The 19,169-nt window shown below is 73.4% G+C and carries 16 protein-coding genes and 1 pseudogene; 10 read left to right on the forward strand and 7 right to left on the reverse strand.

Annotation, left to right across the window (positions count from 1 at the left end; all coding sequences use genetic code 11):
* Positions 1-55 precede the first annotated feature (55 nt).
* Both FHD63_RS12995 and FHD63_RS13000 read left to right on the forward strand, forming a co-directional pair.
* Positions 56-274 carry a three-helix bundle dimerization domain-containing protein gene (locus FHD63_RS12995; protein ID WP_139722393.1) on the forward strand — a complete coding sequence of 73 codons (219 nt, stop codon included), beginning with the start codon at positions 56-58 and terminating at the stop codon, positions 272-274.
* 88 nt (positions 275-362) lie between these two features.
* Positions 363-1,073 carry an arsenate-mycothiol transferase ArsC gene (locus FHD63_RS13000; RefSeq protein WP_139722394.1) on the forward strand — a complete coding sequence of 237 codons (711 nt, stop codon included), beginning with the start codon at positions 363-365 and terminating at the stop codon, positions 1,071-1,073.
* A gap of 69 nt (positions 1,074-1,142) precedes the next feature.
* Here the strand turns inward: FHD63_RS13000 and ilvD are convergent, their stop codons facing one another.
* From ilvD to FHD63_RS13020, 4 genes are all read right to left on the reverse strand, one after another.
* Positions 1,143-2,843: a dihydroxy-acid dehydratase gene (gene ilvD, locus FHD63_RS13005; protein WP_139722395.1), complete on the reverse strand. Its 1,701-nt coding sequence runs from the start codon at positions 2,841-2,843 to the stop codon at positions 1,143-1,145.
* Positions 2,836-3,873, reverse strand: coding sequence for a ketol-acid reductoisomerase (gene ilvC, locus FHD63_RS13010; protein WP_139722396.1), 1,038 nt, complete (start codon positions 3,871-3,873; stop codon positions 2,836-2,838). Before ilvC ends, ilvD begins: the two co-directional genes overlap by 8 nt.
* A gap of 96 nt (positions 3,874-3,969) precedes the next feature.
* Positions 3,970-4,305 (reverse strand): acetolactate synthase small subunit, encoded by a 336-nt coding sequence (gene ilvN, locus FHD63_RS13015; RefSeq protein WP_139722397.1) that lies wholly within the window; start codon positions 4,303-4,305, stop codon positions 3,970-3,972.
* Positions 4,306-4,406: 101 nt separating this feature from the next.
* Complete coding sequence (locus FHD63_RS13020) at positions 4,407-6,212, reverse strand: acetolactate synthase large subunit (protein WP_202978380.1); 1,806 nt, start codon at positions 6,210-6,212, stop codon at positions 4,407-4,409.
* Between the two features lie 310 nt (positions 6,213-6,522).
* On the opposite strand from FHD63_RS13020, the gene FHD63_RS16310 reads away from it, so the two are divergent.
* The 3 genes from FHD63_RS16310 to murJ all read left to right on the forward strand — a co-directional run bounded on the left by FHD63_RS16310 (position 6,523) and on the right by murJ (position 10,375).
* Complete coding sequence (locus tag FHD63_RS16310; protein ID WP_202978381.1) at positions 6,523-7,347, forward strand: PadR family transcriptional regulator; 825 nt, start codon at positions 6,523-6,525, stop codon at positions 7,345-7,347.
* Between the two features lie 74 nt (positions 7,348-7,421).
* Entirely contained in the window at positions 7,422-8,822 is a 1,401-nt protein-coding gene (lpdA, locus tag FHD63_RS13030) for a dihydrolipoyl dehydrogenase (protein ID WP_139722398.1), read from the forward strand.
* 20 nt (positions 8,823-8,842) lie between these two features.
* Positions 8,843-10,375 carry a murein biosynthesis integral membrane protein MurJ gene (gene murJ, locus FHD63_RS13035; protein ID WP_139722399.1) on the forward strand — a complete coding sequence of 511 codons (1,533 nt, stop codon included), beginning with the start codon at positions 8,843-8,845 and terminating at the stop codon, positions 10,373-10,375.
* Positions 10,376-10,591: 216 nt separating this feature from the next.
* Here murJ and FHD63_RS16985 read toward each other — a convergent pair.
* A pseudogene (locus FHD63_RS16985) lies at positions 10,592-11,569 on the reverse strand (ATP-grasp domain-containing protein); the annotation flags it as partial.
* A gap of 133 nt (positions 11,570-11,702) precedes the next feature.
* Here FHD63_RS16985 and FHD63_RS13045 point away from each other — a divergent pair.
* Positions 11,703-12,224, forward strand: coding sequence for a PspC domain-containing protein (locus FHD63_RS13045; protein WP_158296779.1), 522 nt, complete (start codon positions 11,703-11,705; stop codon positions 12,222-12,224).
* 91 nt (positions 12,225-12,315) lie between these two features.
* Here FHD63_RS13045 and FHD63_RS13050 read toward each other — a convergent pair whose 3' ends face one another.
* The gene (locus FHD63_RS13050) at positions 12,316-13,239 is read right to left on the reverse strand and encodes a hypothetical protein (RefSeq protein ID WP_139722401.1); all 924 of its coding nucleotides are present in this window, start codon (positions 13,237-13,239) and stop codon (positions 12,316-12,318) included.
* A gap of 3 nt (positions 13,240-13,242) precedes the next feature.
* Positions 13,243-13,632, reverse strand: a complete 390-nt coding sequence (locus tag FHD63_RS13055; protein ID WP_139722402.1) for a hypothetical protein — start codon at positions 13,630-13,632, stop codon at positions 13,243-13,245.
* Between the two features lie 233 nt (positions 13,633-13,865).
* Here FHD63_RS13055 and FHD63_RS13060 point away from each other — a divergent pair, with 233 nt between their 5' ends.
* The 4 genes from FHD63_RS13060 (at position 13,866) to FHD63_RS13075 (ending at position 19,148) form a co-directional block, all read left to right on the forward strand.
* Entirely contained in the window at positions 13,866-14,147 is a 282-nt protein-coding gene (locus FHD63_RS13060; RefSeq protein ID WP_139722403.1) for a DUF4212 domain-containing protein, read from the forward strand.
* A complete protein-coding gene (locus tag FHD63_RS13065; RefSeq protein WP_139722404.1) occupies positions 14,144-15,868 on the forward strand; it encodes a sodium:solute symporter family protein in 1,725 nt (574 codons plus the stop codon). The genes FHD63_RS13060 and FHD63_RS13065 overlap by 4 nt, the downstream gene beginning before the upstream one ends.
* A 184-nt stretch (positions 15,869-16,052) precedes the next feature.
* Positions 16,053-18,041 carry a beta-propeller domain-containing protein gene (locus FHD63_RS13070; RefSeq protein ID WP_139722405.1) on the forward strand — a complete coding sequence of 663 codons (1,989 nt, stop codon included), beginning with the start codon at positions 16,053-16,055 and terminating at the stop codon, positions 18,039-18,041.
* A 138-nt stretch (positions 18,042-18,179) separates the two neighbouring features.
* Entirely contained in the window at positions 18,180-19,148 is a 969-nt protein-coding gene (locus FHD63_RS13075; protein ID WP_139722406.1) for a hypothetical protein, read from the forward strand.
* Positions 19,149-19,169 lie beyond the last annotated feature (21 nt).

Raw genomic sequence — 19,169 nt, forward strand, 5'->3', positions numbered from 1 at the left:
CGTGCCGTCACCCGGCCGACACCTCGGCGACACCTGGGGGTGGCAGGCTCCCGTCATGTCCGTGACCGCGCCCGCCGCCGTGTCGGCCGTCGTCGACGAGCTCGTGACGGTGTTCGCGGGGGTCTTCAGCAGGGCGGAGGTGGCCTTCGTGGTCGAGGACAGCTGGCAGGACCTGCAGGCGCGCTCCCGCACCCCGCACTTCCTCACCGCCCTGCTGCGCAAGGACGCCCGGGACCGGCTGACCCAGATGGCCCGCTACCGCGGGCTGCGCTGAGCGGCGTCACCCGTTCGTCGGCCAGCGTCCGCCCGCCCGTCATCCGCACGTCACGCCCCGGCCCCCGCGACGGTGGTTGGCTGACCCCATGGCTGAGGCAGACCCGCACGAGATCGACATGCTGCGCCGCGCGCTGGTGAGCAGGTACGACGGAACCCTGTCCGCGGAGGACGTCGAGGCCGCCGTGGACCAGGCCCGGGGCGAGCTGGAGCGCCGGGCGAGCCTCGACGAGTTCCTCACCGTCTTCGTCCAGCGCCGGGCCGAGGAGCTGCTCGCCGAGCGGGCGCGCGAGCGCGGCATCGACCTCGCCCACGTCACCCAGGTGCTCTTCGTCGACGACGCCAACACCGGCCGCAGCCACGTCGCCGCCGTCATCGCGAACGGCCGCGGCGGGGGCCTCGTCCGGGCCCGCTCCGGCGGGGTGACCCCCGGCGAGCAGATCCGCCCGGAGATCCAGGACCTGCTGCGGGACAGGGGCTTCGACCCCACCGAGTTCACCGTGACCCCGATGACCGGCACGCTCGTGCTGACCTCCGACCTCGTGGTGACCATGGGGCTCACCGAGGAGGAGAAGGTCCACATGCCCACCCACGGTCTGCACCAGGTGGACTGGGACGACCTCACCTCGCTGGAGGGCAGGGAGGACCTCGACGCCGCCTTCGAGGAGATCGAGACCCGGGTCTCCGAGCTGGTCGACGCGCTGCTCGAGAAGGACCTGGCCACCCGCGCGGTCGACCCCGAGGTCGAGGAAGAGCTGCGCCGGGTCATCGAGGAGCTGCACGACCCGGACCGCGGCTGAGCCCGGCTGACGCACCGAGGGCCGGCCCCGGTGCGCCAGGGCCGGCCCGCGATGACTCGTCGCACCGGGTCAGTGCGTCACGGCCCCCTCGGCGGCGGACCGGACCAGCGCGACGTACTTCGCGAGCACGCCCCGACGGGCGCGCTCCGGCGGCTCCGGCGCCGACCACGCGGCGCGCCGACGCTCCAGCTCCGCCTCCTCGACCCCCAGGTCGAGGTGGCCGTCGGCCACGTCGAGCGTGATGGGGTCGCCGTCCTTCACGAGGGCGATCGGGCCACCCTCGGTCGCCTCCGGGGCGATGTGCCCGACGCACAGCCCGGTGGTGCCGCCGGAGAACCGCCCGTCGGTGACGAGCAGCACGTCCTTGCCGAGCCCGGCACCCTTGATCGCCCCGGTGATCGCGAGCATCTCCCGCATCCCCGGACCACCCTTGGGCCCCTCGTAGCGGATGACCACGACGTCCCCGGCGGCGATCGTGCCGTCCTCGAGGGCGTCCATGGCGGCCCGCTCGCCGTCGAAGACGCGCGCGGTGCCCTCGAAGACGTCGGAGTCGAAGCCGGCCGACTTCACCACCGCCCCACCGGGCGCCAGCGTCCCGTCGAGGATCGTCAGCCCGCCGGTGGCGTGGATGGGGTTGTCCATCGCCCGCAGCACCGTGCCGTCCAGCGGCGGCGCTCCGAGGTCGGCGAGGTTCTCCGCCATGGTCCGCCCGGTCACCGTGAGCACGTCGCCGTGCAGCAGGCCGGCGTCCAGCAGCGCCTGCATGACGACCGGGATGCCGCCGATCCGGTCGACGTCGACCATGACGTGCTGACCGAACGGCTTGACGTCGGCCAGGTGCGGGACCTTCGCCCCGATCCGGCGGAAGTCGTCCAGGCTCAGCTCGACCTCGGCCTCGTTGGCGATGGCGAGCAGGTGCAGCACCGCGTTGGTGGACCCGCCGAACGCCATCGTCACCGCGATGGCGTTCTCGAAGGCCTCCCGGGTGAGGATCTGCCGGGCGGTGATGCCCTGGCGCAGCATCCCGACGACGGCCTCGCCGCTGCGCCGGGCGAAGCCGTCCCGGCGCCGGTCGGTCGCCGGCGGCGCCGCGGAGCCGGGCAACGACATACCGAGCGCCTCGGCCGCGGCCGCCATGGTGTTGGCGGTGTACATCCCGCCGCAGGCGCCCTCGCCGGGGCAGATCGCCCGCTCGATGGCGTCGACGTCGGCGCGCGACATGAGCCCGCGCGAGCACGCCCCGACCGCCTCGAAGGCGTCGATGATCGTGACCTCCTTCTCCGAGCCGTCGGAGAGGCGGGCCCGACCGGGCAGGATCGACCCGGCGTAGACGAAGACCGAGGCCAGGTCGAGGCGCGCGGCGGCCATGAGCATCCCGGGCAGCGACTTGTCGCAGCCCGCCAGCAGCACCGAGCCGTCCAGCCGCTCGGCCGACATGACCGTCTCGACCGAGTCCGCGATGACCTCGCGGGAGACGAGGGAGTAGTGCATGCCCTCGTGCCCCATGGAGATGCCGTCGGAGACCGAGATCGTGCCGAACTCGAGCGGGTACCCCGCGGCGGCGTGGACGCCGTCCTTGACCGCCTTGGCGAGCCGCTCCAGCGAGAGGTTGCACGGGGTGATCTCGTTCCAGCTGCTGGCGACGCCGATCTGCGGCTTCACCCAGTCCTCGTCACCCATCCCGACGGCGCGGAGCATGCCGCGGGCGGCCGTCTTCTCCAGGCCGTCGGTGACGTCCCGGGACCGCGGCTTGACGTCGACCTCAGCCACGGGCGGCCGACCCCTCGACGTAGTCGCTGTCCGCCTCGTGCCCCTTGACCCAGGCCATCATCCCGCGCAGCTCGCGGCCCACGCCCTCGATCGGGTGCTCGGCGCCCTTCGCGCGCAGCTGCTCGAACTCCGGGCGGCCGTGGTCCTGGTCGTCGATGAAGCGCTGGGCGAAGGCGCCGTTGCGCACGTCGTCGAGGACGGCCTGCATGTTCTCCTTGACCCGCGGGTCGATGACGCGCGGGCCGGAGACGTAGTCGCCGTACTCCGCGGTGTCCGACACCGACCAGCGCTGCTTGGCGATGCCGCCCTCGTACATGAGGTCGACGATGAGCTTGAGCTCGTGGAGGCACTCGAAGTAGGCGACCTCGGGCTGGTAGCCGGCCTCGGTGAGCGTCTCGAAGCCGTACTGCACCAACTGGCTCATCCCGCCGCAGAGCACCGCCTGCTCCCCGAAGAGGTCGGTCTCGGTCTCCTCGGTGAAGGTCGTCTCGATCCCCCCGGCGCGCAGCCCGCCGATCGCCGAGGCGTAGGACAGCGCGAGCGCCTTGGCCTCGCCCGAGGCGTCCTGCTCGACGGCGACGAGCACCGGCACGCCGCGCCCGTCGACGTACTCGCGGCGGACGAGGTGCCCCGGGCCCTTCGGTGCGACCATGCACACGTCCACGCCGGCGGGGGGCTCGATGTAGCCGAACCGGATGTTGAAGCCGTGGCTGAAGAAGAGCGCGTCGCCGTCCTTCAGGTTCGGCTCGATCGCGTCGCGGTAGACCAGCCGCTGCACGTGGTCGGGCACGAGCACCATGACGAGGTCGGCCTCCGCGCAGGCCTCGGCCGGGGTGAGGACCCGCAGCCCCTCGGCCTCCGCCTTGGCCCTGCTGGAGCTGCCCTCGGCGAGCCCGACGCGCACGTCGACCCCCGAGTCGCGCAGCGAGAGCGCGTGGGCGTGGCCCTGGCTGCCGTAGCCGAGCACGGCCACCTTGCGGGACTGGATGAGCGAGAGGTCGGCGTCGTCGTCGTAGTACATCGTGGCCATGGGGTGGGTGTCTCCTGTGGGGCTCGGGGTGGGGGTATGACGTGGGCCGGGCGGCCCACGCGTCCGGTGCGGACCGGGCGCGCGTCCGGTGCGGGTCTAGAAGGCGGCAGCGGCCATGGCGCCGACGGGGCGCGGGCCGTTGTCGTTGATCTGCCAGAGCTGGGTGCGGATGACGTCGGCGTCCTCCAGCTCCTCGATGTGGATGACCTCGACCAGCTTGTCGAGCTGGCTGGTGACCTTGTGCAGCTGCTCGGCGTTGACGTTCACGACGATCGTCATCCGGCTGACCTTGTTGTCCTCGGTCGGGCCGACGACCAGGTGGTCGATGTTGAAGTTGCGCCGCGCGAAGAGGACCGAGACCCGGGCCAGCACCCCGGGGTTGTTCTCGACCAGGACGGACAGGGCGTGGCGGGTGCGAGCGGCGTCGCTCATGGTGGTGCCTTTCGTCGGGTGCTGCTCGGGGGTGTGCGGTCGGTAGGCGGGGGCGGGCGTGGGAAGCCCCGGGTCACGTGGAGGGTAGTCGGACAGCAGGGTCACTCGTCCTCCCCGAAGTCGGGTCGCACGTCGCGCGCGTGCTGGATGTCGTCGTTGCTCGTCCCGGCGGCGACCATGGGCCAGACCATGGCGTCCTGGCTGACCCGGAAGTCGACGACCACCGGCTGGTCGTCGACCGCCATCGCCGCCTCGATGGTGGCGTCGACGTCCTCGGCGCGCTCGCAGCGCAGGCCGACGCACCCGTAGGCCGTGGCCAGCGTGGCGAAGTCCGGCACCTGCATCGAGGGCAGCTGGGAGTGGCTGAAGCGCTCGGAGTAGAACAGCGCCTGCCACTGCTTGACCATCCCGAGGGCGGCGTTGTTGATGATGGCCACCTTGATGGGGATGCCCTCGACCGAGCAGGTCGCGAGCTCCTGGTTGGTCATCTGGAAGCAGCCGTCCCCGTCGATCGCCCAGACGGTGGCGTCCGGCATGCCCACCTTGGCGCCCATGGCGGCGGGCACGGCATACCCCATGGTCCCGAGCCCGCCGGAGTTCAGCCAGCGTCGAGGCTCGTCGTAGGTGATGAACTGGCTGGCCCACATCTGGTGCTGGCCGACGCCGGCGGCGAAGATCGTGTCCGGGCCGGAGATCGCGCCCAGCCGCTCGATGACCAGCTGCGGCGCCAGCGCGCCGCCGGCGGGCGTGTCGTAGCCCAGCGGGTACCGCTCCTTCCAGGAGCGGCACCGGCGGACCCACGCCTCGTGCTGCGGGGCCGCCCCGGCGGCGGTGCGCCGGGTCCACTCGGTGAGCAGCAGGCCGATGGTCTCCCGGGCGTCGCCGACGAGACCGACCGCGGTGGGGAAGTTCTTGCCGATCTCGGCGGGGTCGATGTCGGCGTGGACGATGGTCGCGTCCGGGGCGAAGGTGTGCTTGGCCCCGGTGACCCGGTCGTCGAAGCGCGCGCCCAGGCTGATGATGAGGTCGGACTTCTGCAGCGTCGCCACACCGGAGACGCTCCCGTGCATGCCGGGCATCCCCATGTGCTGGGGGTGGCTGTCGGGGAAGACGCCCCGGGCCATGAGGGTGGTGACCACGGGGATGCCCGTCAGCTCGGCCAGCTGCCGGACCTGCTCCGCGGCGTTGGACCGCAGGCACCCGCCGCCGACGTAGAGCACGGGACGCCGGTGGGTGAGCATGAGCTCGACGGCGTCCCGGACCGCCTCCGGCGCGGGGGCGCTCGGCGTCCGGTACCCCGGCATGGGCAGCTGCAGCAGGGTCTCGTCGGCGAGGGCCACCAGGGCGTCCTTGGTGACGTCGACGAGCACCGGGCCGGGGCGCCCGGTGGAGGCGATGTGGAAGGCCGAGGCGACGGTGGCGGCGATCTCGTCCGGGTCGGTGACGAGGAAGGAGTGCTTGGTCACCGGCATGGAGATCGACCGGATGTCCGCCTCCTGGAAGGCGTCCGAGCCGATGGCGCTGCTCGCGACGTTGCCGGTGATGGCGACCATCGGCACCGAGTCCATGTTGGCGTCCGCGAGGGACGTGACGAGGTTGGTCGCACCCGGGCCGGACGTGGCCAGGCACACGCCCACCCGGCCGGTGGCGGCGGCATACCCCTGGGCGGCGTGCCCGGCGCCCTGCTCGTGCCGGACGAGGATGTGCCGGACCTTCGCGCCGTAGAGCGCGTCGTAGAGGGGCAGCACCGCTCCCCCGGGCAGGCCGAAGACGTGCTCGACACCCAGGCGCTCGAGGGTCCCGACGAGGGCCTCGGCGCCGGTGCGCCGCGCGGTGCCGGTGGACCGGCCACCGCTGTCACCGGGTGCGGTGTCGGTGGCCCCGTCGGAGATGTGGGTCGCGGTCATGTGCGGGTCTTCCTGACGTCCGGGAGGGCTGGGCTGTGGCAACAAAAAACCCCTCGGCCCGGTCGGGCTGGCGAGGGGAGGACGCGTCGATGGCGAGGATCGGCCGGCGGCGCGTCCCTAGGTAATAAGTACGAGAGCGGAGAACTGCATGAGGCCATACAACCCCGCGACATGCCGCCACGTCAACCCCAGGCGGGCGATGTGACGTGAGGCACACCGTGGACGACAGTTCTCGATATATCGTTGACGTATCGAGACACGTCGCGTTATTCTTGTGGCTGACGACAGCATCCACCCCAGGAGGACACTCATGACTCGACACAGCAACGGGGGCTTCGGCTCCTTCGAGGACCAGATCTTCGGCCCGAACGGCATCCTCGGTCAGGTCTTCGGGCCGCAGGGCGGCCCCTTCGGTCCGGGAGGCGGCCCGCAGGGCTTCGGTCGCCGCGGCGGCTTCTTCGGCCCCCAGGGCGGCGCCCCGGGTCCCGGCCCGGGCCCGCGCCGCGCCCGCCGCGGTGACGTCCGCAACGCCGTGCTGCACCTGCTGCAGCGCGAGCCGATGAACGGCTACCAGCTCATGCAGGAGATCGAGCAGAGCTCCGGCGGCGCCTGGCGGCCCAGCTCCGGCGCGATCTACCCCGCGCTCTCGCTGCTGGAGGACGAGGGCCTGGTCACCCAGACCGACGTCGACGGGCGACGTGCCTACGAGCTCACCGAGGCCGGCCGTGCGGCCGCCGAGGACCTGCCTCCCCAGGGGTGGGCCGGCGGCGAGGAGCCGGAGGACCCGTGGGCGCAGGACCGCTCCTCCAGGAGGGGCCGCGGCCCGGGCGGACGAGGGCACGGCGGGCACCAGGACCGCCACCGCCACTCCTCGCGCGGACCCGGGGGCGACCGACGCGGCAGCGCCGGCACCCTGTGGAAGGCTCTCGGCAGCGTCGCCATGGCGACCCAGGCCGTCGGCCAGTCCGGCCAGGACCAGCTCAACCAGCAGGCCGCCGAGCTGCTCGACCGCACCCGCCGCGACCTCTACCGCATGCTCGCCGAGGCCGAGGTGGCCCGCGACGAGTTCGACGAGGAGCGGGCCGAGGAGGAGATCGCCGAGGAGATCGCCGAGGGCGAGATCGTCGAGGACTGACGCCCCGTCGCGGGCCCGCCACCACGCCGTCCCCCGGGGCCGCACCGCCCCCGGGGACGGCATAGTGTGGTCCCATGGCCGATCACTATGACGTTGTTGTCCTGGGCGCCGGTCCCGGCGGGTATGTCGCGGCGATCCGCGCGTCCCAGCTGGGCAAGAAGGTGGCCGTCGTCGAGAAGAAGTACTGGGGCGGTGTCTGCCTCAACGTCGGGTGCATCCCGAGCAAGGCCCTGATCCGCAACGCGGAGATCGCGCACCTGCTCCAGCACGACAAGAAGAAGTACGGCATCGAGGGTGATGCCACCATGTCCTACGGGCCGACCTTCCAGCGCTCCCGCTCGGTCAGCAGCGGCATCGTCAAGGGCGTGCACTACCTCATGAAGAAGAACAAGATCACCGAGGTGGACGGCTGGGGGACGCTGACCTCGGCCACCTCGATGGACGTCAAGGACGACGACGGCAACACCAGCCAACTCACCTTCGACGACCTCATCCTGGCCACCGGGTCGGTCACCAGGATGCTGCCCGGTGTCGAGGTCAGCAAGAACGTCGTGACCTACGAGGAGCAGATCCTCGACGAGGAGCTGCCGGGCTCCATCGTCATCGCCGGCTCGGGGGCCATCGGTGTGGAGTTCGCCTACGTCATGGCCAACTTCGGCGTGGACGTCACCATCGTCGAGTTCCTCGACCGGATCGTCCCCCTCGAGGAGCCGGAGATCTCCAAGGCGCTGGCCAAGGAGTACAAGAAGCTCGGCATCAAGATGATGACCAGCACCAAGGTCGAGAACGTCGAGGACACCGGTGACGGCGTCAAGGTCACCGTGACCCCGGCCGACGGCGGGGACTCCCAGACGCTGGAGGCCGACAAGCTGCTCTCCGCCATCGGCTTCGCGCCGCGGGTCGAGGGCTTCGGGCTGGAGAACGTCGGCGTCGAGCTGACCGAGCGCGGTGCCATCGCCATCGACGACTACATGCGCACCAACGTCGACGGCGTCTACGCCATCGGTGACGTCACCGCCAAGCTCATGCTGGCGCACACCGCCGAGGCGCAGGGCATCGTGGCCGCCGAGACCCTCGCGGGTGCCGAGACCATGCCGCTGGACTACACCTTCATCCCGCGCGCGACGTACTGCCACCCGCAGATCGCCTCGATGGGCCTCACCGAGCAGGCGGCCAAGGACGCCGGCCACGAGGTCAAGACCGCGCAGTTCCCCTTCTCCGCCAACGGCAAGGCCATGGGTCTGGGCGACGGCATCGGCTTCGTCAAGGTCGTCGCCGACGCGAAGTACAACGAGATCCTCGGCGCCCACCTCATCGGTCCTGACGTCACCGAGCTGCTCCCGGTCCTCAACCTGGCGCAGACCTGGGACCTCACCGCCGACGAGATGTCGCGCACCGTCTTCGCGCACCCGACCCTCGGCGAGGCCGTCAAGGAGGCCGTGCACGGCATCGCCGGGCACATGATCAACCTCTGACCACGCCCCGAGCGGCGCCCGTGGCTGCCCGCTGGAGCATCGGGCGCGCCGCCGTGCTCGTCGCCGGTCTGACCGGCGTCTCGACCCTGCTCGGCTTCGTCCGGGACGCCGTCATCGCGGCCGTCTACGGCGCCGGCCCGCAGCTGGACGCCTACTTCGTCGCGCTCGGCCTGGCCAACATCGTCCTGGGGCTGCTCGGCACGTCCCTCACCCGGGCCGCGACGCCGGTGCTCGCCCGCGAGGCCGACGGCGAGGACCGGTGCTCCGGGCACCGGACCTTCGACGTCGTCCTCACCCTGGCCGTGGTGGGGATCGGCGCCCTCAGCGTCGCCCTCGGCCTGGCCGCCGCACCGGTCTCCCGGGTGCTGGCCCCGGGACTGGACGGCGAGGCCGCCGACCTGCTCGTGCTGCTCACCCGGATCGTCCTCGTGACGACGGTGCTCGTCGCCGCGACCGATCTGCTGGTGGCCCTGGCCCAGGCGCACGGGGTCTTCCGCTGGGGTGCCCTGCAGGGGGTGCCGTTCAACCTCGTCATGATCGCCGCCGCCGGGCTGCTGGGGCCGCGCATCGGCGTGGTCGCCCTCGCGGTCGGCTTCGTCGTCGGGTCGCTCGCGCGGCTGGCCCTGCAGCTGGTCCCCGTCGCCCGGCACCGCTGGCCGGTCCGCCCCCGTCTCGACCTGCGGTCGCCGGGGGTCAGGGAGATCGGCTGGCTGCTGCCCCCGCTGCTCCTCGGCCAGGCGATGCTCAACGTCAACACCATCGTCGACCGGGCCGTGGCCTCCACCGTCGGGGACGGGGCGGTGACCGCGGTCTTCCTGGGCTGGCGGCTGGTCAACCTGCCCGAGATGCTCGTCGTGGCGGCGCTCGTGGCGCCGCTCTACCCGGCCATGGCGGCGGCGGCGGGAGCGCAGGACCGGGAGCGGCTGCGCGCCCTGGTGCACCGCGGTCTCGCGGTCTCGCTGACCCTCCTCGCGCCCGTCGCCGTCGCCTTCTTCGCCGCCCCGCAGCAGGTGGTCACCCTGGCGTTCGGCCGGGGGGCCTTCGACGAGCGCGCGGTGCAGGTCACCGCGGTGGCCGTCGTGTGCTTCCTGCCGGGGTTGCTGGCGCTGGCCTGCCGGCAGGTGCTCGTCAGCGCGTGCTACGCGGTCGGCGACACCCGCGGGCCGGTGGCCGTGGGCGTGCTGGCGATGGTCGTCAACGTCGTCGGGGACCTGACGCTCGCCCCCGTCCTCGGCGTGGCCGGGATCGTCGTGGCGACGTCGGCGTCGCTGCTGGTGGCCGCGGTGCTGACCGGCTGGCTCGCGGCCCGCCGGCACGGCCTGGTGCCCGGCCGGAGCACGGTGCCGATGCTAGGCCGCGCCGCGGTCGCGGGCCTGGGTGCGGCCCTGACCACGTGGTACGTCGTGCGGCTGGCGGGCCTGGAGCAGGCCTGGGCGGGCGCCGGCCTGGCCCTTGTCGTCGCCGCCGTGACCTACCAGCTCGCGCTCGCGCTGCTGCGGGCCCCGGAGCGCTACGTCGCCCTCCAGGTGGTGCGGCAGGTGCGCCGGCGCTGACGTGCCGGCCGTGGGGCCGACCCGGTCGTCGACGACGCCGCCGGCACCGGCCCCGACCCTGCCGGCCAGCAGGTGCAGCGCGGGCCCGGGGTCGGTGACCGCCGCCACGCTGTGCCGGGCCCGGGTGGCCCACCACAGGGTGGCCGTGAGGTCCAGCGCCGCTCCCCCGCGCCTCTCCTGGCGAGCACGCCGCAGGTCGCCGGCCAGCCACTGGTAGCGCACCCCCGGGCGGCCCTCGTCGAGGCGGGGCACGGGAGCGCCGGTCGCCGCCCGCAGCCCGGCGTCCACCAGGCCCGGACGCGCCCGTTCGCTGAGGGCCAGCGAGCCGAAGAACCGGCCGTTGAGGTCGATGAGACGGTGCACGCCGTCGGCGCCCACGAGGAACTGCAGCTCGACCAGCCCGGTCCACCCCAGGCGGCGCAGCAGGTCCTCGCACCGGTCCGCGAGGTCGGGGTCGACCGGGACGGTGCGGGCCCGCGCGGACGCCCCCGACGGGGTGGGGAACAGGCGCGGCGAGACCTGCTGCACCCTGCCGACGAGGCGGCCCTCGTGCATGACGCCGATGACCGCGGCCAGGTGGCCCTCGACCGGCTCCTGCAGCACCGGCTGGTCCTGCGAGACCTCGAAGGCCCGCAGGTGCTCGGTCAGCTGCTCGCGGGTCGAGCACACCCGCGTCTCGATGCGGTGGGTCCGGCTCTGCTGCGGCGACCAGTGCCAGCGGTTCTTCACCACGACCGGCAGGGGCACGTCGGCGGTCGAGCCGGGCGGCAGCGGCGAGGTCGACGGCGTGCCCAGCCCGACCCGGGTCGCCAGCTGGGCGAGGACGAGCTTGTCCGTCGCCGCACCGACGACCGACGCCGGAGGATGGGCCACCGTGCCGTCGAGGTGGTCGCGGTGGTGCGTGAGCGCCGCCATCCAGTCGTCGCCGGAGCCGACGACCACGGCATACCCTCCCTCGCGGCTCGCCCTCCGGACGCCGGCGACGAAGGCCGCGGGGTCACCCGAGGGTCGGGGCACCACATGGGTCCGGGAGACGGCGCGCGAGGCGCCGACCAGGCCGGCGCCGGGGCGCGAGGACCCCACGCCCACCCGCCAGCCGGCCCGGCGCAACGCCCGGGCCGCGGTCACCGCACCACGGTCGCGGGTGTGCGCGAGGATGAGCACCGAGGTGGCAGGGCTCCCGGCGGTGGACATGCGTAGACCCTATGCGCCGGCCGCCCCCATCCGGGGGAGAATCGCCGCCGCGGCCCGAGGGGGGATATCCCCCTCCCCGTTCCGGGAGCCTGCCCGGTCGTCCGGTCGCCGCGGCCCCGGCAGGCTGGAGCCCATGAACGAGAACACCGGCCCCGCCCCCGCCAGCGACCTCCCTCCCATCCTGCCGCAGCCGCGTCCGCAGCAGGAGCGGGAGGACCGCTCCTCCGCGCTCGACGGCGTGTATGCCGCGCTGCGCCGCCTCCCCGCTCGCCGCACCGACGACGCGGTGCTGGGCGGCGTCTGCGCCACCGTGGCCGACCGCCTCGGTGTCGCCCCGATCGCCGTCCGCGCCGCCGCCGTCCTCGTCGCCCTCCTGGGTGGCGTCGGCGTCGGGATCTACCTCATCGCCTGGACCCTCCTGCCCGACCGCACGGGACGCACCCACCTCGAGGGCGGCCTCCGCGACGGCCGGGGCCGCTCCGTCGTCGTCCTCGCCCTCGGCGCGCTCGCCGCGCTGGGTGTGCTCGGCGGCGGGCTGTCCTTCCTCGCCGCGATCCTCCCCGAGCTCGTCGGGGTGGTCGCACTGGCCGCCGTGGGCTACTGGGTGTGGACCCGCGCCCAGGGCCGCCGGCCCCGCGAGGACGCCGCCCGCTGACGGGGCAGGGACTCCCCCTCAGCAGCGGTGGCCGCGCCGGTCGGACCCCTCGGGGGCCGGCCGGCGCCTGCGGTGCGTGCGAGCGGGCCGCTCAGGCGTCGGCCAGCTCCTCGCGCAGCCTCAGCAGCTCCGCCACCAGGGCCTCGGCCTCGGCGAGGACCCGCTCGCCCCACCGCTGCGCCTCCTCCATCCGGGTCTCGACCTCCGCGTAGTCGACCATCCGCAGCCGGCCCGGTGACGGCGCCGGGAAGCCGGCCAGGTCGGGCAGCGGCAGGTCGGGCAGCTGCGAGCTGTCGACCTCCTCGCGCAGCCGCAGGACGGTCTCGTCCGCCGCGGCGACCCGGCGGCGCAGCTCGTTCAGCCCGTCGGACCAGAAGGCCGCACCGTGCACGTCGGTCGCCATCGCCGAGGCCTCCATCCCGGCCGCGACGACGGGGATCCGGGCGGTGATCCGTCTCACGAGGGGGACCAGCGCCCGGGCCTGGGGCAGCAGGACCTCGACGTCGGCACGCTGGGTGATGGCCCGTTGCCGCCGCTCGGCCCAGGTGACGATCTGCTCCTCCGGCGGCGGCTCGGTCGTCGTGCGGACCGGAGGGCGGGGCGCGCCCGCCCGTGCCGCGAGCACCAGGTCGGCCAGCGCCTCCTGGTAAGGCGTCTCGGTGTCGCCCAGCGCCGCGATGTCCCCGTCGAGCTGGTCGGCCTCCAGGGCGAGGGTCGCGAGGCGGGCCCGGACCTCCTCCACCCGCTGGGACGCCTCCTCGACCTCCGCCCGCTCACGCTCGCGCTGCTCCTCGAGCGACCCGTCGAGGGAGGCGATCCACCGGTGCGGGCCCTGCCGGTCCAGCCGGTCGACGTCGCCCTGGTGGGCGTCGCGGAGCCGGGTGCGCGCGGCGAGCAGCGCCCGGTCGCGGTCGAGGCGCGGCTGCAGCCGCTCCCGGGAGAGCCGCAGGCGGCGGGAGCGCGCCCGCAGGTCCTCCAGCTCCAGGACCCGCTCGCGCAGCTGCTCCGCGTCCACGGCTCAGGCCTGGACGGGCCGGACCTGCGACAGCTGCCGGGCGGCCAGGAGGCAGAGCACCCCGCCGAAGGCGCTGAGCACCAGGCCCGGGCCGGGCATCCACCCCTCGAGACCCAGCAGCCGCAGCAGGTGCACCACCTGCCAGAGCGGGAGCCCCAGCGCCACGACCGCGCACACCACCGACTGGGCGACGACGAGCCCGCGCAGGCGGACGGCGGGCACCATCCCCCCGGCGAAGGCGAGCAGCCCCGCGTAGAACACCCACAGCCCGGCACCGACGGCACCGCTGACCGGGCCGACATACGTGTAGACCCAGGGCAGGAAGCCGCCGAGGACCATCATGCCCGCGGCGAGGAGCAGCCGGCCCTGGCCCGGGGCGCGTCGGGAGCGCATGAGCGGCACTGTATGCCACGTCCCGTCGCCCGGGCCGCCTCCGCACCCGCCCGGCCCGGGGCGCGCGGACCGGCCACGTCACGGGCGGCGCCACTCGTCGCCGGGGCCTCGCCGCTCGGCGCACCGCCCGCACCGTTCGGCGCAGCACCCCGGTGCGCTCCTTGCCCCTGCGTCACGGCCTCGTGTTCGGTGGGCCTGCTGGCCACATCCGTCCTGCAGAGCAAGGAGGCTCCATGCTTGACGTCGACCAACGACGTGAGTACTGGCGGCGCAACGTCCGCCTGATGTCGGTCCTACTGGTGATCTGGGCCCTGGTGTCCTTCGGCGCCGGCATCCTCTTCGTCGACGTGCTCAACGCCGTGAGCATCTTCGGCATACCGCTCGGGTTCTGGTTCGCCCAGCAGGGCGCGATCATCGTCTTCGTGCTGCTCATCGCCTTCTACGTCTGGCGGATGGACAAGCTGGACGCGGAGTTCGGCATCACCGAGTACGAGCAGGAGGTGCATCACCAGTGAGCCCCATCCAGGCCTGGACGCTCGTCTTCGTCGTCCTCACCTTCGGCTTCTACATCTGGATCGCCTACCGCAGCCGGGTCTCCGACACGGCCGGGTTCTACGTCGCCGGCGGCGGCATCCCCGCGCCGGCCAACGGTGCTGCGGTCGCGGCCGACTGGATGAGCGCCGCGTCGTTCATCTCGATGGCCGGCCTCATCGCCTTCAGCCAGAACGGCTACGCCGGCTCGGTCTTCCTCATGGGCTGGACCGGCGGCTACGTGCTGCTGGCGCTGCTGCTGGCCCCCTACCTGCGCAAGTTCGGCAAGTACACCGTGCCGGACTTCGTCGGCGACCGCTACAACGAGACCGCCCGCCTGGTCTCGGTGGTCTGCGCGCTCGTCGTGTCCTTCGTCTACGTCGCCGGGCAGATGGCCGGGGTGGGCGTGGTCTTCCAGCGCTTCCTCGGCGTCGACCGCACGTGGGGCGTCGTCATCGGCATGGCGATCGTCTTCCTCTACGCCGTGCTCGGTGGCATGAAGGGCATCACCTGGACCCAGGTCGCGCAGTACTCCGTCCTCATCGTCGCCTACATCATCCCCGCGGTGGCGATCTCGCTGCAGCTGGCCGGCAACCCGTTCCCGCAGATCGGCTTCGGGCAGATCCTCGGCGAGCTCGACGGGCTGCAGCAGGACCTCGGGCTGGCGGCCTACACCGAGGCCTTCACCCAGACCTCCATGGTCAACATGGTCCTCATCACCGCCGCCCTGATGTTCGGGACCGCGGGGCTGCCGCACGTCATCGTCCGGTTCTACACCGCGAAGTCGGTGCGGGCCGCGCGCTACTCGGCGCTGTGGGCGTTGTTCTTCATCTCGCTGCTCTACACGATCGCCCCGGCCGTCGGCGCGTTCAGCAAGTACAACGTGCTGACCCAGATCCCCGGCAGCGCGATCGGTGACACCCCGGCGTGGTTCAACACCTGGAGCGACGTCGGGCTCATCACCGTCACCGACCTCAACGGCAACGGGATCATCGACGTCGCCGGGGCCATCGGCGAGGGCACCGAGCTGGCGATCAACAACGACATCGTCGTGCTGGCCGCCCCGGAGATCGCCGGTCTCCCGGCACCCATCGTCGGCCTCGTCGCGGCCGGTGGTCTGGCGGCGGCGCTGTCCACCGCCTCCGGTCTGCTCCTGGTCATCTCCAGCTCGGTGGCCAACGACATCTACTGGAAGAAGATCAACCCGCGGGCCACCGACGCCCAGCAGCTGCGCGTCGGCCGGATCGCCATGGCCGCTGCGATCCTCGTGGCCGGCTACCTCGGGATCAACCCGCCCGGGTTCGTCGCCGAGGTGGTCGCCCTGGCGTTCGGCCTGGCCGCCGCCTCCTTCTTCCCGATCCTCTTCCTCGGGATCTTCTGGAAGAAGGCGACGGCCGCGGCGGCCGCGACCGGTATGGCGGTCGGTCTGAGCGTGACGCTGCTCTACCAGCTGTGGACGCTGCCGACCTTCTTCGGCAACGAGCCGATCCTGGGCATCCCGGCGACGGGGATCGGCACGATCGGGATGATCCTCAACCTCATCACCATCGTCGTGGTCTCCCAGTTCACCAAGGAGCCGAGCGAGCTCATGCAGCAGGTGGTCGAGGACGTCCGCTACCCCGGCCGCTCGGAGCTGGTGGCCGCCCACGCGGAGGGCCACCTGGGCGAGTACGCCGAGGAGCACCACCTCGACGACGACCGCTGACCCGCTCGTCTACATCGACCGGCCGCCCGCCCTGCCCCCGCAGGACGGGCGGCCGGTCCGCGTCCCGCACCGGACGCGCAGCAGGGACGGAACCACCGAGGGTGACGTCGCGTCATACGCCTGACCGAAGCACCTCCCGGCCCGGGCTCCCGCACCGGAGCTCCCTCCCCAGGATCGAGTCGCCATGACACCGTCGTCCGGCCGCCGCACCGCCCTTCTCGCCTCCCTGCTCGCCGTGCCGCTGGCGCTCGGGGCCTGCACCCCGGCCGACGTCGTCGCTCCGCCGCGCGCCGGGGCCGCCGAGCTCACCGACTTCACCTCCTGCGAGGAGCTGCTCGACTACGTCCACGAGCACGCGCTGGAGCGGGTCGGACCGTGGGGCCTGGGCACCGGGGCGGGGTGGTTCGGCGAGGAGATGGCGACGGAGGACTCCGGCGCCGCCGACAGCTCGGTCGGGGGTGGCGACGGCGCGGGGACCGCCGTGGAGGGCACGGACTTCTCCGGCACCAACAACCAGGAGGAGGGCGTGGAGGAGCCCGACGTCCTGCAGACCGACGGCGAGATCCTCGTCACCACCCGCGGCGGCCGGCTCGTCGTCGTCGACGTCGACACCCGGGCGGAGGTCGGTGCCCTGCGGCTGCCGGGGCGCGACGTCGGGTCCGACGCGGAGCTGCTGCTGGACCGCACCTCCGGACAGGTGATCGTGCTCACCCGGGAGTGGCCGCAGCAGGTCACCCCCATGCCGACCCCCGACGCCGCCGAGGGGCTGACCTCCTTCCCCGCGTTCCAGCCCACCCGCACCGTCGTCACCCTCGTCGACGTCTCCGACCCGGCGAACCCGACGGCCGGTGGCACGCTGCGGCTGGAGGGCGACTACCGGTCCGCGCGGATGCAGGACGGCACCGCCCGGGTCGTCATGGTCACCGCGCCGCCCGGGCTGGCGTTCGTCCGGCCGCGCACCGCCAGCCTGGTCGCCGAGGAGGAGGCCGAGCGGGCCAACCGGGCCATCGTCGAGGCCTCGACGCTCGACGACTGGCTGCCGCACCTGCAGACCGTCCAGGGCACCCGCTCCGACGGCACCCGGCTCGCGGTGCCGTGCGAGGACGTCGCCCGACCGCCGGAGTTCTCCGGGCTCACCACCCTGTCCGTCCTCACCTTCGACCTCGCGCAGGACGAGCTCGAGCTCACCTCCGCCGGGGGCCTGATCGCCTCCGGCTCCACGGTGTACGCCTCGACCGACCGCCTGGTCGTCGCCACCAGCGCGTGGGAGGCCTGGGCCCTCACGGACGGCGCGGACGCCGCGATGCCGCGGGGCGCCGGAGGGGCGACCACCACCGCGCTGCACACCTTCGACCTCACCGACCCGGCCTCCACCGACCACGTCGCCTCGGGGACCGTGCCCGGGCGCCTGCTCAACCAGTTCAGCCTGGACGAGAGCCAGGGGACGATCCGGGTCGCCACGACCACCGACGCGTCCGGCAGCACCCCCTCCAGCAGCTCGCTGGTCGTGCTCGCCGAGGAGGGCGACCGGCTGGTCGAGCAGGGGCGCGTCGACGGCCTCGGCGAGACCGAGCAGATCTACGCGGTGCGCTACCTCTCCCCCGACACCGCGGCGGTGGTGACCTTCCGGCAGACCGACCCGCTCTACCTCCTCGACACCTCCGACCCGAGCCGGCCCCGGGTGACCGGCGAGCTGAAGATCCCCGGCTACTCGGCATACCTGCACCCGGTGGGCGAGGACCTGCTGCTCGGCGTCGGGCAGGACGCCACCGACGACGGCCGGACGACCGGGCTGCAGGTCTCGCTGTTCGACATCTCCGACCCGGCCGCCCCGACGCAGGTGGCCAAGCAGACCTGGGCCGACCACGGGTCCGGCGCGGAGTACGACCACCGGGCCTTCACGTGGTGGCCGCGGACCGGGCAGCTCTTCCTGCCCGCCGAGGCCTGGACCGAGACCGCGCAGTGGACGGGCGTCGTCTCGGCCGGCGTCGACGTCGACGCCGGTGGGCTGTCGCAGGGGCCGCGCCTCCAGCTGGGCGGCGACACCTCCGCGGCCTGGGACCACGCGCGTCGCACCCTCGTCATCGGCGACCACCTGTGGGTCCTCGGCGAGGGCACGCTGCACGTGGCCGACCTCGCGACCCTCGAGCCGGTGGGCACCGTGACCCTCTGATCGTGGTGGTGCAGGAACGGTGCTGCGTACCGGTCGTCCTGGCGACCGAGCCGCAGCACCGTTCCTGCACCACCACCCTTGTCCACAGGGCAGGGCTGCTGTCTGCGCGGGCCTGGCCCGCCGGGGCAGCATGGTCGCATGGCACCGCAGCACCCGCCCTTCCCCGACGTCGCCGGCCAGCGCGGGCTCGCGACCGTCGGGCAGCTGCGGGGGGCGGGATGGACGCCGGCGCAGATCCGGCACCGCCGCTCGACGTCGTGGAGCATGCCCTACCCGCGCGTCGTGTCACCTCATCGTGGGCCGCTGAGCCACGACGCCCTCCTCACGGCCACCGCGTTGTGGGCCGGCGGGGACGCGGTGCTCACCGGGCTGGTGGCCCTCGGCGAGCACGGGGTCCGCACGCCGCCGCCACAGGTCGCGACGTTCCTCGTGCCGGCGACGGCCCGGGCGCGCGAGCACGACGGGGCGAGGGTGGTCCGGACCACCCGGCTCCCCGACCCCGCGCGGCGCGAGGGGCCCCTGGCCGTGGCACCGGCCGCGCGGGCACTGGTGGACGCGGCGTGCCTGGAGCGGGTGCCACCGGCGGAGCAGGAGGCGTTGGCCATCGCGATCCTGCAGCGTGGGCTCGCCACCCCGGCGGGGTTGGACGGCGAGCTGTGGCAACGCCCGGGGGCCCAGGTGCATCGGGTGCACGCCGGGCTCGAGGCCTTCACCGGTGGCGCCTGGTCCCGCCCTGAGGCGGTGCTGCGCCGCCTGTGGGACCAGCGGCCGGACCTTCCCGTGCTGCTGACCAACTGCCGGCTCGTGCACGCGCGGACCGGCCGCTTCCTCGCCTGCCCGGACGGCTGGATGCCCACGATGGGAGCGGCCCTGCAGGTGCACTCGCGGCAGTACCACCAGGGGATCGACGACCGGGGCGGCGACCGGTGGGCCGCGACCGTCGAGAAGGACTCCGCCCTGGTGGCCGTGGGCGCGAGGGTGCTCGGCGTGTCCCCGTGGACCTTGCACGCCCGCCCCGAGAGCTTCCTCGCCAGGGTGGACGAGCTGATCGCGCTGGGGCCCGCGTCGCCGATGCCGGACGTCCGGGTGCTCGAGCGGCGTGGCTGAGCACGGTGGTGCAGGAACGGT

This window comes from Serinicoccus chungangensis (assembly GCF_006337125.1).
Taxonomy (GTDB): domain Bacteria; phylum Actinomycetota; class Actinomycetes; order Actinomycetales; family Dermatophilaceae; genus Ornithinicoccus; species Ornithinicoccus chungangensis.